This is a genomic window from Bradyrhizobium sp. B120, from assembly GCF_049075665.1.
Lineage (GTDB): Bacteria > Pseudomonadota > Alphaproteobacteria > Rhizobiales > Xanthobacteraceae > Bradyrhizobium.
Genome location: NZ_CP185242.1, coordinates 538,670 through 553,271 on the forward strand (window position 1 = coordinate 538,670; position 14,602 = coordinate 553,271).

The 14,602-nt window shown below is 65.7% G+C and carries 14 protein-coding genes; 8 read left to right on the forward strand and 6 right to left on the reverse strand.

Annotated features, from left to right (window positions below):
* Positions 1-7: 7 nt before the first annotated feature.
* On the forward strand, positions 8-1,477 hold the full coding sequence (locus ACOIX3_RS02475; RefSeq protein WP_420968238.1) for an FAD-binding oxidoreductase: 1,470 nt from the start codon (positions 8-10) through the stop codon (positions 1,475-1,477).
* Positions 1,478-1,492: 15 nt separating this feature from the next.
* On the opposite strand, the gene ACOIX3_RS02480 is transcribed toward ACOIX3_RS02475, so the two are convergent.
* Positions 1,493-3,328: a di-heme-cytochrome C peroxidase gene (locus tag ACOIX3_RS02480; RefSeq protein WP_420968239.1), complete on the reverse strand. Its 1,836-nt coding sequence runs from the start codon at positions 3,326-3,328 to the stop codon at positions 1,493-1,495.
* A gap of 261 nt (positions 3,329-3,589) precedes the next feature.
* Here ACOIX3_RS02480 and ACOIX3_RS02485 point away from each other — a divergent pair, with 261 nt between their 5' ends.
* Positions 3,590-4,270, forward strand: a complete 681-nt coding sequence (locus ACOIX3_RS02485) for an alpha/beta family hydrolase (RefSeq protein ID WP_420968240.1) — start codon at positions 3,590-3,592, stop codon at positions 4,268-4,270.
* 10 nt (positions 4,271-4,280) lie between these two features.
* Positions 4,281-5,015, forward strand: a complete 735-nt coding sequence (locus tag ACOIX3_RS02490) for an aspartate/glutamate racemase family protein (protein ID WP_420968241.1) — start codon at positions 4,281-4,283, stop codon at positions 5,013-5,015.
* Between the two features lie 95 nt (positions 5,016-5,110).
* Here ACOIX3_RS02490 and ACOIX3_RS02495 read toward each other — a convergent pair whose 3' ends face one another.
* Positions 5,111-5,893: an SDR family oxidoreductase gene (locus ACOIX3_RS02495; protein WP_420968242.1), complete on the reverse strand. Its 783-nt coding sequence runs from the start codon at positions 5,891-5,893 to the stop codon at positions 5,111-5,113.
* 40 nt (positions 5,894-5,933) lie between these two features.
* Positions 5,934-6,908, reverse strand: coding sequence for a ketopantoate reductase family protein (locus ACOIX3_RS02500; RefSeq protein ID WP_420968243.1), 975 nt, complete (start codon positions 6,906-6,908; stop codon positions 5,934-5,936).
* A 179-nt stretch (positions 6,909-7,087) separates the two neighbouring features.
* On the opposite strand from ACOIX3_RS02500, the gene ACOIX3_RS02505 reads away from it, so the two are divergent.
* The gene (locus tag ACOIX3_RS02505) at positions 7,088-7,888 is read left to right on the forward strand and encodes an enoyl-CoA hydratase-related protein (RefSeq protein WP_420968244.1); all 801 of its coding nucleotides are present in this window, start codon (positions 7,088-7,090) and stop codon (positions 7,886-7,888) included.
* Between the two features lie 7 nt (positions 7,889-7,895).
* On the opposite strand, the gene ACOIX3_RS02510 is transcribed toward ACOIX3_RS02505, so the two are convergent.
* Both ACOIX3_RS02510 and ACOIX3_RS02515 read right to left on the reverse strand, forming a co-directional pair.
* The gene (locus ACOIX3_RS02510; RefSeq protein ID WP_420968245.1) at positions 7,896-8,147 is read right to left on the reverse strand and encodes a hypothetical protein; all 252 of its coding nucleotides are present in this window, start codon (positions 8,145-8,147) and stop codon (positions 7,896-7,898) included.
* A gap of 74 nt (positions 8,148-8,221) precedes the next feature.
* Positions 8,222-9,106 carry a LysR family transcriptional regulator gene (locus ACOIX3_RS02515; protein WP_420968246.1) on the reverse strand — a complete coding sequence of 295 codons (885 nt, stop codon included), beginning with the start codon at positions 9,104-9,106 and terminating at the stop codon, positions 8,222-8,224.
* A 118-nt stretch (positions 9,107-9,224) separates the two neighbouring features.
* On the opposite strand from ACOIX3_RS02515, the gene ACOIX3_RS02520 reads away from it, so the two are divergent.
* From ACOIX3_RS02520 to ACOIX3_RS02535, 4 genes are all read left to right on the forward strand, one after another.
* Positions 9,225-10,601 (forward strand): FAD-dependent oxidoreductase, encoded by a 1,377-nt coding sequence (locus ACOIX3_RS02520; protein WP_420968247.1) that lies wholly within the window; start codon positions 9,225-9,227, stop codon positions 10,599-10,601.
* On the forward strand, positions 10,598-11,602 hold the full coding sequence (locus ACOIX3_RS02525; RefSeq protein WP_420968248.1) for an ABC transporter substrate-binding protein: 1,005 nt from the start codon (positions 10,598-10,600) through the stop codon (positions 11,600-11,602). Before ACOIX3_RS02520 ends, ACOIX3_RS02525 begins: the two co-directional genes overlap by 4 nt.
* A gap of 161 nt (positions 11,603-11,763) precedes the next feature.
* Positions 11,764-12,537 carry an ABC transporter ATP-binding protein gene (locus ACOIX3_RS02530; protein ID WP_420968249.1) on the forward strand — a complete coding sequence of 258 codons (774 nt, stop codon included), beginning with the start codon at positions 11,764-11,766 and terminating at the stop codon, positions 12,535-12,537.
* The gene (locus ACOIX3_RS02535; protein ID WP_420968250.1) at positions 12,530-13,357 is read left to right on the forward strand and encodes an ABC transporter permease; all 828 of its coding nucleotides are present in this window, start codon (positions 12,530-12,532) and stop codon (positions 13,355-13,357) included. The genes ACOIX3_RS02530 and ACOIX3_RS02535 overlap by 8 nt, the downstream gene beginning before the upstream one ends.
* A 181-nt stretch (positions 13,358-13,538) precedes the next feature.
* Here ACOIX3_RS02535 and gtdA read toward each other — a convergent pair whose 3' ends face one another.
* A complete protein-coding gene (gene gtdA, locus ACOIX3_RS02540; RefSeq protein WP_420968251.1) occupies positions 13,539-14,579 on the reverse strand; it encodes a gentisate 1,2-dioxygenase in 1,041 nt (346 codons plus the stop codon).
* Positions 14,580-14,602: the final 23 nt, after the last annotated feature.

Below are 14,602 nucleotides of genomic sequence, written 5' to 3' on the forward strand. Positions count from 1 at the left end.
GGTCGCCATGGAACATCCGCTTCGCGTCGGCGAGTTCTTGCCCTCCGATGCGCCGGTTGCCGCCGCCGACGCCGAGATCGCCGCGCCGCCGGCGGAGGCCGCGGCACCGCTGCCGCCATTGCCGAACCTGCCGGCGACCGACGTTCAGTTCCTGCGGCCGCAGGACGCGCACTATGCGGATTACCTGCCTGCCGCGAGCAAGCGCAAGCAATTGGCGCCGGCGCTGCGTGCGATCTGCAAGACCGAGCACGCGGTTGCCGTGATGGTCGACTGGGTGCGCAGCAACGGATTGAGCTTCGCCGTTCGCTGCGGCGGGCATTCCTATGAAGGCCTGTCGCAATCGTCCGGGGTTGCGATCGACGTGCGCGGATTGCAGCAGATTGTGGTCGACAAGGCCTCGAACCTCGTCACGGCAGGCTCCGGCGTATCGCTGTACGCGCTCTATTCCGCGTTGGCCGCCCAGGGCCTCGCGCTGCAGGCAGGGAGTTGCCCAACCGTCGGCATCTCCGGCCATCTCACCGGCAGCGGCCACGGCCTGCTCTTGCGCTCGCATGGACTGACCTGCGACGGCCTGCTGCAGGCGAATGTCGTCGACGCCCAGGCGCGTGTGCTGCAGGCCAATGCGACATCGGAGCCGGACCTCTGGTGGGCTTGCCGCGGCGGCGGTGGTGGCAGCTTCGGCATCGCGACCAAGTTCAGCATCGAGGTGTTCCCCTTGAAGACGACGCGGGTGTTCGGCGTCTCCTGGAAACTGTCGCAGGCCCACGCCGTGCAATTGTTCGCCGCCTGGCAGGACTGGGCGCCGAATGCGCCGTCGAACATCACCTCGATCATGAAGGTCGGCCCGGCCGGCCACGGCCTGATCACGATGCGCTGCATTGGCCAGTCGGTCGGCAGCGACAGCGAGCTGCGCAGCGAACTCCGGCGATTGACGGCGGTGCGGCCGCCGTCATCGGCGCTGTCGGTGCAATCGCTCGCCTTCCTCGATGCGGTCAAGCACTTTGCCGGGCCGCTCGCCTACGAGTCGGTGCTGATGAAGGCGAAGTCGGACTATGTGCTGACGCCGCTCGCCTCCGACGGCATCGAAGCCATGATGGCGGCGGTCGCGCCGATCGTGCCGGGCGGCATCGTGCTGCTGTGCGATTCCTATGGCGGTCGGATCGCCGATGTTGCCGCCGACGCCACCGCATTCCCGCGCCGTGCCGGCACGCAGTACTGTATCCAGTATTTCTCGAGCTGGAGCCGATCCGCCGACACCGCGGCGCATCTCGCTGACGTCGCGAGGGTCTATGCGGCGATGCGCCCTTTCATGCCGGGCGCGTCCTACGTCAATTATTGCGATCTCGACCTCGACGACTATGCGTCAGCCTATTGGGGCGACAACCTCGCCCGCCTGGTCGCGGTGAAGCAGCAATATGATCCCGATGATTTGTTTCACCACGCCCAAAGCGTGCCGCTCAGCGTCCCGACGGCATGAGGAGCAGGCCGAAGCTCAAAGCGTCTTGACGAACTCGATCAAGGCGCGGCGCTCGTCTTCCTTCAGCTCCGGCCCGATCACGCCGAGGCGCTTCTCGTTCGAGAATTCGTGCCCGGAATTGTTGTTGCCGCGCTTGCTGGTGTCGAGCACGAAGGCGTTCTTGATGTTGTCCTTCCAGACATGGCCGAGATCCTTGGGGTCATACTCCCGGTTGCCGAGATAGAAGGTCGAGGGACGATCCTTCACCGGCGACAGCAGCGCGTAGATGGACGGCACCGATCCGTTGTGCAGATAGGGCGGGGTCGCCCAGATGCCGTTGAGCGGCCGGACCTTGTAGGCGAGTGGCGCCTGGATCTCGTTCGGCCGGTAGCCATTGATGCGCTTGCGGTCCTCCGGCGGGGTCTTGTTCTGGTCGTACCAAGTGTCGACGGTCTTCTCGACCAATTCGCCGAGCGCCGGTCCGAAACCACCGTCCTTGATCTTCAGATTGGCGGGCGTCTCGACGGTGCGGCTCGCAAGGCCTTCGGCCTGCGCGCTGTCGGTACCGATATGGCTGATCGGAATCATCTCGACGTCGAGCAGCGGCTGGCCGGCGTCGTTCTTGATCCAGCGCTTCTTGTCCTTGAACAGCGCAAAGGCTTCGCCGGCAGGCAGCGCCTTGCTGTCGATCGCCGGGCCGTGGCAGCCCTGACAGTGCGTCTTGTAGAGCTCGCCGCCCTTCTTCGCGAGATCCATGTTGATCTGCCCCAGGATGCTCTCCGGCCATTTCGGCGACGCCAGGCCGCCAAAGCCCTTGTCCTCGCTGGGCGGCTCGCCGGCGATCATCCGCTCCATCTCGTGCAGCACGTCGATCCGCGCGCTCGATCTGAACAGGCCCCTGGACTCGTCGAGCAGATTGAGCTCGGCGCTGACGCCGAGCGCCTCGCCGGCATTGCGCACCATCGGCTGCATGATCGAGCCGTCATACTGCACCCAGCTGAACCACGGCGCGTTCCAGATCCGCGGGAAATGCACCGGCGCCGAATGCGCGGCGTAGTTGTTCGGATTGTTCAGGTCGATCGAGAACACCTGGTTGCCGATCCGGTTCAGCGCATCGAGCCGCGCATAGCCTTCCTCGACGCTGTTGGCGGCGACCTTGGTCTCCAGTGAATTGATGTTGGCGTATTGCTTCAGCACGAGATCGAGCTGGCCGCGCAGCGCCATGCGCTCGTCGAGGCTGGCATCCTTGCCGAGGATCTCGTCGGCGAAGCGCGAGAAGCGGCCCGGCCAGAACCGGGTCAGCAGCAGCGAGACGCCGACGCTCTTCTGGAACTCGAACAGATTGGTGTTGGCGGGCCCGCCGTCGATCACGATCTCGGTGCCGCGATAGCTGAAGCTTCCGGTGTGGCAGGCGGAGCAGGTCAGCCCGACCCCGTTCATGTCGGCCTTGCTATGCGGGTTGCGCCAGGGCGCGCCGTTGGCGTCGGCCATCGGGCCGCTCGGCGCAAAGCCGATCGGCAGCGCATCGGGGCTCCCCGGAATCACGGTGTCGGGAATAAAGCCGAAGCGGCCGAGATAATTGGTCTCGCTGAGCCGCGGTGCCGCTGTGAGCAGTGGCCAGACCGTCGGCTGCTCCAGCGCCATGAACCACTCAAGGGGAATGCCGAAAGTCCGCGTGCCCTGGTCGGCGTGATAGAACCAGCGCAGCCGTTCGGCGCTGACATTCTGATCCAGCCACACCGTCTTTGCCGGCGGCTGGTAGTCGACGACCTTGACGCGGAAGCCGCTCGCCACGGTCTCGATATCGTCCTTGAGGTAGAGGACGCCGGCGACAATCAGCAGCCCGATGAAGAAGATCGTCTTGCGAGGCATGCCCCATTCCCCAATTCGCGGTACCCGCGCGTCATATTGATGAGATATTAAAAATCGCCGAAACAGGTTCGCGTTAAGCGTGTGATGCGCTGTGCGCCATCCTACAGTAGCGGCGCTGGGTCTACCAACGGAAATGTTGCAAAAGGAAATGTTGATCGGCTGTGAGCCGGTTCACTTACGGCGTGTTCTTCTCGGCGGCATTTGCGCGCATGGCGGCCTGCGGCTAGAAATGACGGAGCAACAATTCCTTGAGATGTCATCTTGAACGCGCCAAGTGCACAACCGCTCACGATCACGGTCTCGGACGATCACGCGGTGTCCGCATTGCTGCTGCGCCCGGCGCAGGCCCGTAGCGCCTATGTGCTTGCCCATGGCGCCGGCGCCGGCATGACGCATGCCTCGATGGAGACGATTGCGGTCGGCCTCGCCGAGCGCGGCATCGCGACCTTGCGCTATCAATTTCCCTACATGGAGAAGGGCAGCAAGCGACCCGATCCGCCCGCCGTCGCGCAGGCGACGGTGCGTGCCGCGGTCGCGGAGGCCGCGCGCCGTTGCGGCGAACTGCCGCTGTTCGCCGGCGGCAAGTCGTTCGGCGGACGCATGACCTCGCAGGCGCAGGCGAAAGCGCCGCTCGCCGGCGTGCGCGGGCTGGTGTTCCTCGGCTTTCCCCTGCACCCCGCCGGCCAGCCGTCGAGCGAGCGGGCCAAACATCTCGCCGAGGTCAAGATCCCGATGCTGTTCCTGCAGGGCACGCGCGATGCACTGGCCGAGCTCGACCTGCTCGAGCCTGTGGTGAAGGGGCTGGGCGCGCGCGCCACGTTGCAGTTGGTGCAGGAGGCGGATCACTCCTTCCATGTCCTGAAGCGCTCCGGCCGCAACGACCGCGAGGTGATGGTCGAGGTGCTCGATGGCTTCGCGGCCTGGGTCGCGAAGCATGCGTGAGTCGAAACCCATGACCAAGATCCTGATCGTCAATCCCAACACCACCGCGTCGATGACTGCGACCATTGCCACTGCGGCCCAGGCGGTTGCCGCTGATGGCACCGAGATCGTCGCCGTCACGTCGTCGATGGGGCCCGCCTCAATCGAGGGCTTCTATGACGAGGCGTTTGCCGTTCCCGGGCTGATCGACGCATTGCTGAAGACGGCCGACGCCGATGCCGGCATCATCGCCTGCTTCGACGACACCGGGCTCGATGCCGCGCGGTCGGTGGCGCGCTATCCGGTGGTCGGCATCTGCGAGGCGGCGCTGGTCACGGCCGGACAGATCGCAAAACGCATCGGCATCGTCACCACGCTGCCGCGCTCGATCGTGCCGCTCGAGGAACTGGTTCGCCGCTACGGCTTTGCCGACCGCGCCACGGTCACCGCCTGCGACGTCGCGGTGCTCGATCTGGAGAAACCGGGTTCGGGTGCGAGGGAGAAGCTGGAGGCGGAGATCGCCCGCGCACTGGAGAAAGGCGCCGACGCCATCGTGCTCGGCTGCGCCGGCATGGCTGATCTCGCCCATGAACTGTCGGTGCAATTCGGCGCGCCTGTCGTCGACGGCGTGACCGCCGCGGTGAAGCAGGCGGAAGCGCTCGCCGGCCTCAAGCTCACGACCTCACGCCGCGGCGCCTACGCTTCGCCTGGGACGAAAAGATACTCAGGGTTGCTCGAAGGATTTGCGCCAGCCTCAAAGGAGTAAGTCCCGTCATTGCGAGCGAAGCGAAGCAATCCATGGCGCCGCATGCCGAGACATGGATTGCTTCGTCGCTATCGCTCCTCGCAATGACGGCAATTTCACTGCGACGCCGCGCCGCCGTAGATACGGTCGCGCAGGCGGCGCATGCCGGACAGCCAGCGCTCGCGATTGGTGGCCTTGCGCTGCATGTATTCCTGCACCTGGGGATGCGAGAGAATCAGGAAACGCTCTTCGGCCATCGCCTCGATCACCATCCGTGCCACTTCGCCGGGCTGCAGCACGCCGTCGACGCGCGCCGCGCTCGGGCCCGGCGTGGTCATCCCCGTCTGCACCGATTGCGGGCAGAGCACGGAGACGCGGATGCCGCGATCGCCATACTGGATGGCGAGATGTTCGGCGAGCGCAACTGCGGCGTTCTTGGTCACGCCATAAGGCATCGAGTTCAGCGAGGCCAGCAGCCCCGCCGCGGACGCCGTATTGAGCAGATAGCCGGAGCCGCGCGCGAGCATGCCGGGCACCAGCGCGCGCGCCGCGAACACGTGGCTCATCACATGCACGCGCCAGCTCACATCCCAGTCGGCATCGGACGCTGATTCCTGTCCCTTGCGCGACAGCCCGGCATTGGAGAAGAACACGTCGACCGGGCCGTACTTGTCCTCGGCCGCGGCGATCAGCGCCTTGACGTCCTCCTCGAGCCCGACATCTGCGGTGACCGCGAGCCCGTCGATGTCGCCGGCAACGCTGGCGAGCCGGTCGCGCGAGGTCTTGAGATCGGCGACCACGACGCCGCGGGCGCCGGCCTCCGCATAGGCCCGCGCCACCGCTTCGCCGATCCCGCTGGCGCCGCCGGTGACGATGCAGACCTTGTCCTTGACTTGCATGGTTCGATATCCCTGCTTGTTGGCGTCGTGGGGCGGATTGTCAGCTCTGATGGAGCCCCTTGTCACGCGCCTTCTGGATCGCGAGCGCGGCCATCAGGTCGAGCATCGGGGTCGGAAGGCCGGCCGCGCGCGCAAACGCCGCCGGTGCGCGCACCAGCACGTCGATCTCCATGGCGCGGCCGAGCTCGTAGTCCTGCAGGATCGACGGCTTGTGGTCCGGCGCCGGCCCTGAGCGGGTGACGCGCTTGACCTCGGCAATGTAGTGGGTCGCCACCGCATTGGCCTCGTCGAGCACGCGCGGGATCACGTCCTGCATCGCTGGATCGTCGCGGACGCCGCGTGCGGTCAGGCCCGTCAACAGGCAGAGCACCGACATCGACATGTTGGTCAAGAGCTTCGACCAGATCGTCTCGCGGATCTCCTTGACCTCGGGCGATTCGATCGCGGCGTCATTGAGCGCCGCACGCAAAGTGGCGATGCGCTCGCTGCGGCGATCGTCGCACTCGCCGATCAAAAGGCGGTTGCGGTCCGGCGACAGGTTCGCCGCTACGCCGGGTGCGATCACTTCGTTGGAGGAAAAGATCACGCCGCCGATGATCCGCTCTTTCGGGATCGCGCCGCGCAGGCGTCCGCCAGGATCGAGGAAGCCGAGATCGGGGATCGCGGGATGCCGCGGCGGCAGGCCGAGATCGTACCACCAGGGAATGCCGTTCTGCGCGAACACGATTGCTGTGTCGCGTTCAAGCAGCGGCGGAAGCCCCGTTGCGAGCGCGGCGATGCCGGTCGCTTTCAGCGTGCTAATGACGAAATCCTGCGGCCCCAGCTCGGCAGGATCGGCCGACGCCTTTACCTGCGCGGTGACGCTGCTGTCGCCGATCTTCAGCGTCAAGCCGTTGGACCGGACTGCGTCGAGATGCGGGCCGCGCATCACGCAGGACACATCGTGGCCGGCGCGTGCCAGCCGGACCGCGAAATGGCTGCCGACGGCGCCCGCGCCGAAAATGCAAATACGCATGGGTGGAACATTTCCTCGCAACGTGCTGCGTCAGTTTCCACAAGCAGGGGGCATTGCGCAACCCGCCATGCATGCGGCGCGGCCGCGCGCGCTCGAAAGTGATGGATCAAGGCAGCGCCTCTCGCCATAGTGCAAGGTTAGTACAAGCCAAGAGCAATGCCGAACGAGGGAGAACGTTCATGTCGGCCAGCCCAGTCCTGTGGAGCCTCGATGCGCGCGGGGTCGCGACCGTCACGTTGAATCGCCCCGAGGTCAACAATGCCTATGACGGCGCGCTGATCGCCGGCGTGCTGGCCGCGATCGACGATCTCTCGACCAAGCCGGTGCGCGTCGTCGTGCTGAACGGCAACGGCAAGCATTTCCAGGCCGGCGCCGACCTGAAATGGATCAACGGCGTGCGGCCGAAATCTTCGGAGGAGAACGAGGCGGCGTCGCGCGCCACCTTCGAGGCGGTGCAGCGCCTCAACACGCTGCCGGTGCCGACCGTGGCGCTGGTGCAGGGCGGCTGTTTTGGCGGCGGCACCGGCGTGATCGCAGCCTGCGATATCGTGATCGCGGCCGACAACGCGCTGTTCTCGATCACCGAGGTGCGCTGGGGCCTGACCGCTGCGATCATCATCCCGCAGCTTTGCGACGCGATCGGCGTCCGCCAGGTGCGCCGCTACGCGCTGACCGGCGAACGGTTCGGCGCCGAGGACGCCCGCCGCATCGGCCTCGTCCACGAGGTGGTGCCGCTTGCCGATCTCGAAAGCGCCGGCGCCAAGGTCGTGGAGCAGCTGCTCGGCAATGCCCCGGATGCGCTGGCCGAGACCAAGAAGCTCGCGATGGAGAGCTCGTTCGGCGGCATGGCCGTCGACGATGAAGCCTACAAGCGCCTCGTACATCTGCACTCGGCCAAGCGGCAGACCGCCGAGGCCGCCGAAGGGCTCGCGTCCTTTGCCGAGAAGCGCGCGGGCCGCTGGGGTGGCGGCGGGGCATAGGCATTCATCAGCAGCCGCGGCAGATGCCGCGCATGCTGCGATAGACCTCTTCGTCGTCGCGGCGCATCTGCTGCAACTGATCGAAGGTCTTCGATTCGCTCGACTGCGTGATCGGCGGCTCGGGCTTGCGCTTGGCCGCAAGCTCCTGCTCCTGGCGATGGTAGCAGGCCTCGCGCTCCGGCTTGGCCTCGATGAACCGGCAGGTCTCGATCGCCGCCGCGGGCCCAGCGGCGATGATGAGACCAAGCGACACTGACATCAGGAGTTTCAAGCGGGCGATCCTTATCCGTCCTTGTCTCAGGTCGGCGTGCAGGGGGCAAGACCGCCGCCATGTCAAAGCGATTGCGCCAGCGACTTTTTCAATGTCTTCAGCAGCGCCTGCACCGCGGCGGCATTGACGCGGCGTTCGGGAACGGCGGCCTTCACCCACAGTTCCGGGATCGGAAACTCGGCGAGGATCGGCAGCAAGGCACCGTCGCGCAGCGCATCCGCGACGAGATAATGCGAGAGCAGCGCGATGCCGTTGCCGGCGATCGCGCTTTGGGTCAGCACGCGGCCCTCGTTCGAGGAGAGAATCGGGCGGACCTGGATATTGATGCGGCCGCGCGGTCCCTCGAACGGCCATTCCGGCCCGGTCGGCAGGAAGCTGAGGCAGCGATGATCGACCAGGTCGCGTGGATGCTTCGGCGTGCCGTGCTTCTTCAGATACGCGGATGAGGCGCACAACAGTCGCGGCAGCCGGCATAGCGGCTCGTCGACGACGCCGCCGAAGGAATGCGGGAAGGCGCCGATCGCGATGTCAAAACCTTCGGTCACCGGATCGACCGGGCGGTCGATCATCACGATCTCGAGCTTCACGCTTCGGTTCTGCTTCTGGAACACCGTGAAGGCATCGGCGAGCCGCGCCACCGTCAGCGAGGTCGGCGCCTTGACGCGCAGATGATCGGTGAGATCGCGCTGCTTCTCGCCCATCCGCGACAGGAGATCGCCGACATCGGCAACCACGCCGCGGGCGCGATGGACATATTGCTGCCCGGCCTCGGTCAGCCGCAATTGGCGGGTCGAGCGGTGGAACAGCGCGGTGCCGATCCGCTCCTCGAGCTGGGTGACGCGCTTGGCGATAACAGACGTTGCGACGTTGAACTTGCGCGCCGCGGCAGAGAAGCCGCCGGCGTCGGCGGTGGCGAGGAAGGCTTCGAGGTTGACCAGCGTATCCATCTGCTCTTCCGAACGGCCTTTCTCGATTCGCGAAAGCTGATTACATAATTTGGTGGATTGTACTGCAATCCGCATCAATTCATAGTTGGCCCAATCAACTTTGTTCAGGGCGGAAATGATGCTGATGAGCACGATCGAAGAACCTGCGCGGCAGGTCCCCCTCTATGGCGAATATGACGTGGTGGTGCTCGGCGGCGGTCCGGCCGGCATCGCGGCAGCGGTCGGCGCGGCGCGTGCCGGACGGCGGACGCTCTTGATCGAGCGTTACGGCTTTCTCGGCGGCATGGGCACCGCGGCGGGCGTGACGAACTTCTGCGGCCTGCACGCCAACATCTTCGGCGAGATGCACCGCGTGGTGCAGGGCATCGCCTCCGATCTCTTGGCGCGGATCGACCGGCTCGGCGGGTTGAACGCGCCGCATCTGATCCTCGGCAAGATCCTGGCGCAGGCCTATGACACCGCGGCCTACAAGATCGCGGCGGACGATCTCTTGGCGTATCACAAGGTCGACATCCTGTTCCACGCGCTCGGCGCAGGCGTCGTGATGGACGGTTCGCACATCCGCGCGCTGATGGTGGAGACCAAGGCGGGCCGGCAGGCGGTGCGCGCCGGCATTTTCATCGACTGCTCCGGTGACGGCGACCTCGCGGTGTGGGCCGGCGCGCCCTATGAGGTCGGCGACAACAAGGGCGGCATGCTCTACCCCTCGATGATGTTCCGCCTCAACGGCATCGATCCGGCGAAAGCCGGCGACGCCTGGCGGACCATCCCGGCGCTGATGGCGCAGGCCGAGGCCGCCGGCACGCATAAATTCCCGCGCAAGTCGGCGATCGTCCGGCCGCAGAAATCGCAGATCGAATGGCGGGTGAATTTCACCCAGGTGACACGCAGCGATGGCGGCGCCATTTCCGGTATTGATCCCGATGACATGACGCGCGGCGAGATCGAGGGCCGCCGTCAGGCGGTCGAGGCCTTCAAGTTCCTGCGCACGGTGCCCGGCTTCGAGAATTCCTACATCGTCGATCTGCCGCCGCAACTCGGCATCCGCGAGACGCGGCGCGTGATCGGCGGCTACATGCTCTCCGGCGAGGACGTGCTGGGCTGCGCCTCGTTCGAGGACTCGATCGGCGTCAATGGATGGCCGAAGGAATCCCACGTGCCGGGCGACGTGATCTTCGAGTTTCCGCCGATCCCGGAAAGCCGCGGCTACAACGAGTTGCCGTACCGCATGCTGGTGCCCGATGGTGTCGACAATCTGCTGGTCGCCGGCCGCTGCGCCTCGATGACCCATGAAGGGCAATCGGCGGCGCGCGTCTCCGGTGCCTGTTTCGTGATGGGCGAGGCGGCGGGAACCGCCGCGGCGCTGGCGCTGTCGGGCAATACGATTCCGCGCGACATTTCCGTCGAAAAGTTGCAACAACAGCTTGGCAAGCAGGGCGCGTTCATCGGCCGCGATCAGGCCGTGCCTGAAGGATTAGAGTGGAGACGGCAATGAGAGGTTGGGCGCGGCTCGCACTCGCGGGTCTCCTGGTGTGGGCCGCGAGCGGCATCGCGCGGGCCGATGATCTGCTGAAGGCGAAGGTCGGCGTGCTGCGGCTGTCGTCCTCGGCGCCGGTGTTCATCGCGCAGGACAAGGGCTATTTCCGCGACGCCGGGCTCGATGTCGAGCTGAAGTTCTTTGACGCGGCACAGCCGATCGCGGTCGCGACCACGTCGGGCGATGTCGATTTCGGCATCACCGCGTTCACCGCGGGGCTCTACAATCTCGCCGGCAAGGGCACGCTGAAGGTGATCGGCGGCATGAGCCGCGAGAAAGCCGGCTATCCGCTGATCGGCTATTTCGCCAGCAACAATGCCTATGCGGCCGGTCTCAAGACCCCGAAGGATCTCGCCGGCAAGCGCGTCGCGGTGACCCAGGTCGGCTCGAGCTTCCACTATTCGCTCGGCCTGCTCGCCGACAAATACGGCTTCAAGCTGTCCGACGTGAAGATCGTGCCGCTGCAATCGCTGTCGAACGCGGCCGCGGCACTGAAGGGTGAAACCGTCGACGCCGCGCTGCTGCCGATCTCGACCGCGCGAACATTGATGGATTCCAACGGCGCGAAATTCCTCGGCTGGGTCGGCGACGAGACGCCGTGGCAGTTGGGCGCCATCTTCGCTTCGCCGAAGACGCTGACCAACGCACAGCTGGTGACCAGGCTGCTCACCGCGCTGACCCGCGCCGACCACGAATACCACGACGTGGTCCTGACCGCGATCAAGGATGGCGTGGTGCCGATCAACGAGAAAACAAAACCGCTGCTCGAGATCATCGCCAAGTACACCAATCTGCCGGTCGAGCAGGTGGTGGGGAATTGCGCCTACGTCGATCCCGACGGCAAGCTCGACGTGAAGAACGTCGACAACCAGATCAAATGGCTGCAAGGGCAGGGTTTCGTCGACAAGGGCTTTGACGCCGGCACGATCATCGCCAAGGATTATGTGAAGGCGGATTGATGTCGGGCTGTATACGCTACTCTATCCCCGTCATCCTGAGGAGCGCGCCCTTGCGCGCGTCTCGAAGGATGCACGGCCGAGCTACTGCATCCGGGCCGTCGACCCTTCGAGACGCCGCTACGCGGCTCCTCAGGGTGACGGATCAGATAGTGAGCTGCTAGATGGATCTGATCGCCGACCATATCAGCCATCGCTTCGGCGCGCTCGACGTGCTCGACGATGTCTCCTTCCAGGTCTCGGCCGGCGAGATCGTCGCCATCGTCGGGCCGTCCGGCTGCGGCAAGAGCACGCTGCTGTCGATCCTCGGCGGCCTGCTGCGGCCGGCTGCCGGCGCCGCCGAGCTGCGCGGCGCGCCGCCGGCCGGCAGCCTCAATCCGCTGACCTTCGTGTTCCAGGACTTTGCGTTGCTGCCATGGAACACGGTTGAGGAGAACGTCGCCTTTCCGCTGCTGCACGCGGCCTTGAGCGCCGGCGAGCGCCGCGTCGTGATCGACGACGCGCTGCGCCGCACCGGGTTGTCGGACTTTCGCGCGGCCTATCCGAAGCAGCTGTCCGGCGGCATGCGCCAGCGCGTCGGCATCGCGCGTGCGCTGGCGGTGCGCCCGGCGATCCTGTTGATGGACGAGCCGCTGTCGGCGCTGGATTCGCAGACTCGCGAGCTCCTGATGGAGGATTTCGTCGGCCTGCTCGCCGACGGTGCGATGGGCGCGGTCTATGTCACGCATAACCTCGAGGAAGCGGTGCGGCTGGCCGACCGCGTCGTGGTGCTGTCGCGCCGACCCGGCCGCATCAGGGAGATCGTGACCATCCCGATGACGCGTGCCGCGCGCGGCGCACCGGATGCCCGCGCGCAGTTGGCCGCCTTGCAGGGCGAATTGTGGTCGCTGATCCGGAAAGAAGCGATCGATGCCGAGCGCGAGGTCCAGCATGCTTGACCGCTCCCCGCAGGAGACGAACGACCAATCGGCGCAAGCGACGCGGCCGGTCGCGTTTCGCGGCGCCGGCTTCACGCCCGGCGGCAGCCGCTATGCTGGCTGGATCGCGCTCGCGCTCGTCATCGCGATCTGGCAGCTCGCCGGCAGCGCAGGATTGGTCAACCCGCTGTTCCTGCCGGCGCCGTCGGCGATCGCGGTTGCGATCTACAAGCTCGCGATGTCGGGGGCGCTGTGGCAGCATTTGTCGTGGTCGATCATGCGGATCGGCACCGGCTGGATCATCGGCACGGCAGCGGGCGTCATCGTCGGCTTCGCGATCGGGCTGTCGACCATGGCGCGCGGCGTCGGCATCACCTTCATCTCGGCGCTATTCCCGATTCCGAAGATCGCGCTGCTGCCGCTGCTCATCCTCTGGCTCGGGATCGGCGAGGAGCCGAAGATCGCGACCATTGCGCTCGGGGTGTTCTTCTCGACCGCGATCTCGGTCTATAGCGGCGTCGATGCGGTGCCGCGCAATCTGATCCGGATGGCGCAGAGCTTCAACGTGCCGTTCCACGCCATCGTGCGCCGCGTGATCTGGCCGGGCGCGTTGCCCTCAATCCTCGCCGGCTTCCGCATCACCGCGTCGGTCGCGCTGTTGCTGGTCGTCAGCGCCGAGATGATCGGCGCGCAATACGGCATCGGCGCCTTCGTGCTGCAGGCCGGCAATCTGATGCAGACCGATCAGCTGCTCGCCGGTGTCGTGATCCTGTCGCTGTTCGGGCTTGTGGTGGGGAGACTGATCAACCTGCTGGAGACGCGGCTGCTGCACTGGCGGTGAAAGCCATGCTGTTCGCCACAACCCCTCCGTCGTCCCTGCGAAAGCAGGGACCCATAACCACAGGGTGTCGTTGTTAGAAAAGGCTGGGGCCCCAGCACCTCGAACAACAAAACCCTGTGGTTATGGGTCCCGGGTCGCGCTTCGCTTGCCCGGGACGACAGCATTCCATTTGCTGTGCCTCTTACGCATTCCCCCTGTCCTCGCGGAACAGGTCGAGCTTCTGCTGCACCGGGCGGTCGGAGAACGAGAACAGCACGGAGTCGGCATCGGCCTCATGGGTGACCCAATGCCAGCTCGGCACCACGAACAAATCGCGCGGTCCCCACTCGAAGGTCTGGTCGCCGACCCGGGTGCGGCCCTTGCCCTCGATCGCGGCGAACACGGTCGCATCGGTTGACCGATAGCGCGCGGTCTTGAAGCCCTTTGGCAGCAACTGGATGAAGGTGCCGATGGTCGGCATCGCGAAATCGCCGGTCTCGGGGTTGGAGAATTTCAGCTTCAAGCCGTGGCAGGCGTCCCACTCGTCGCCGGCCCTGGCCTTCTCCAGCGCCTCGCGGGTGTATTCATAGGGATAGTTGAAGATCGGCGAGGTCTTCGAGGTTCGCTTCTGGTCGATCGGCAGCAGGTTGTGGCCGTAGCGCGCGAAGCTGGCGCCGGCCGGCTTGGAGATCGACTGCTGATCCTCCTTGGCGCCCTCGGCGAATGAGCAATCGAAGAACTGCACCATCGGGATGTCGAGCCCGTCGAGCCAGAACATCGGCTCACTGGTTTCGTTGGAATGGTCATGCCAGGTCATCGACGGCGTGATGACGAAGTCGCCTGGCGCCATCGCGGTGCGCTCGCCGTCGACGGCAGTGAAGGCGCCCTTGCCCTCGAGCACGAAGCGCAGCGCCGACTGGGCGTGACGATGCGCGGGCGCGATGTCGCCCGGCACCACCATCTGCACACCGGCGAACAGCGAGGTCGTGATCTTGGACTGGCCGCGCAGGCCGGGATTTTCCAGCACCAGCACGCGGCGCTCGGCTTCCTTGGCCGTGATCAGCCTGCCGGCCTCGTTCATGTAGTCGCGGATCTGGTCGAACTTCCACAGGTGCGGACGGCAGGCGCTCTTCGGCTCCGGCGTGATCAGATCGTTCATCACGTTCCACAGCGCCGAGAGGTTCTGGCCGTCGATCTTCTTGTAGAACGCTTCGCGCTCGGGGGTCTTCTGCACGGCTTCCATGGCAAGCCTCCCATCATCATTCT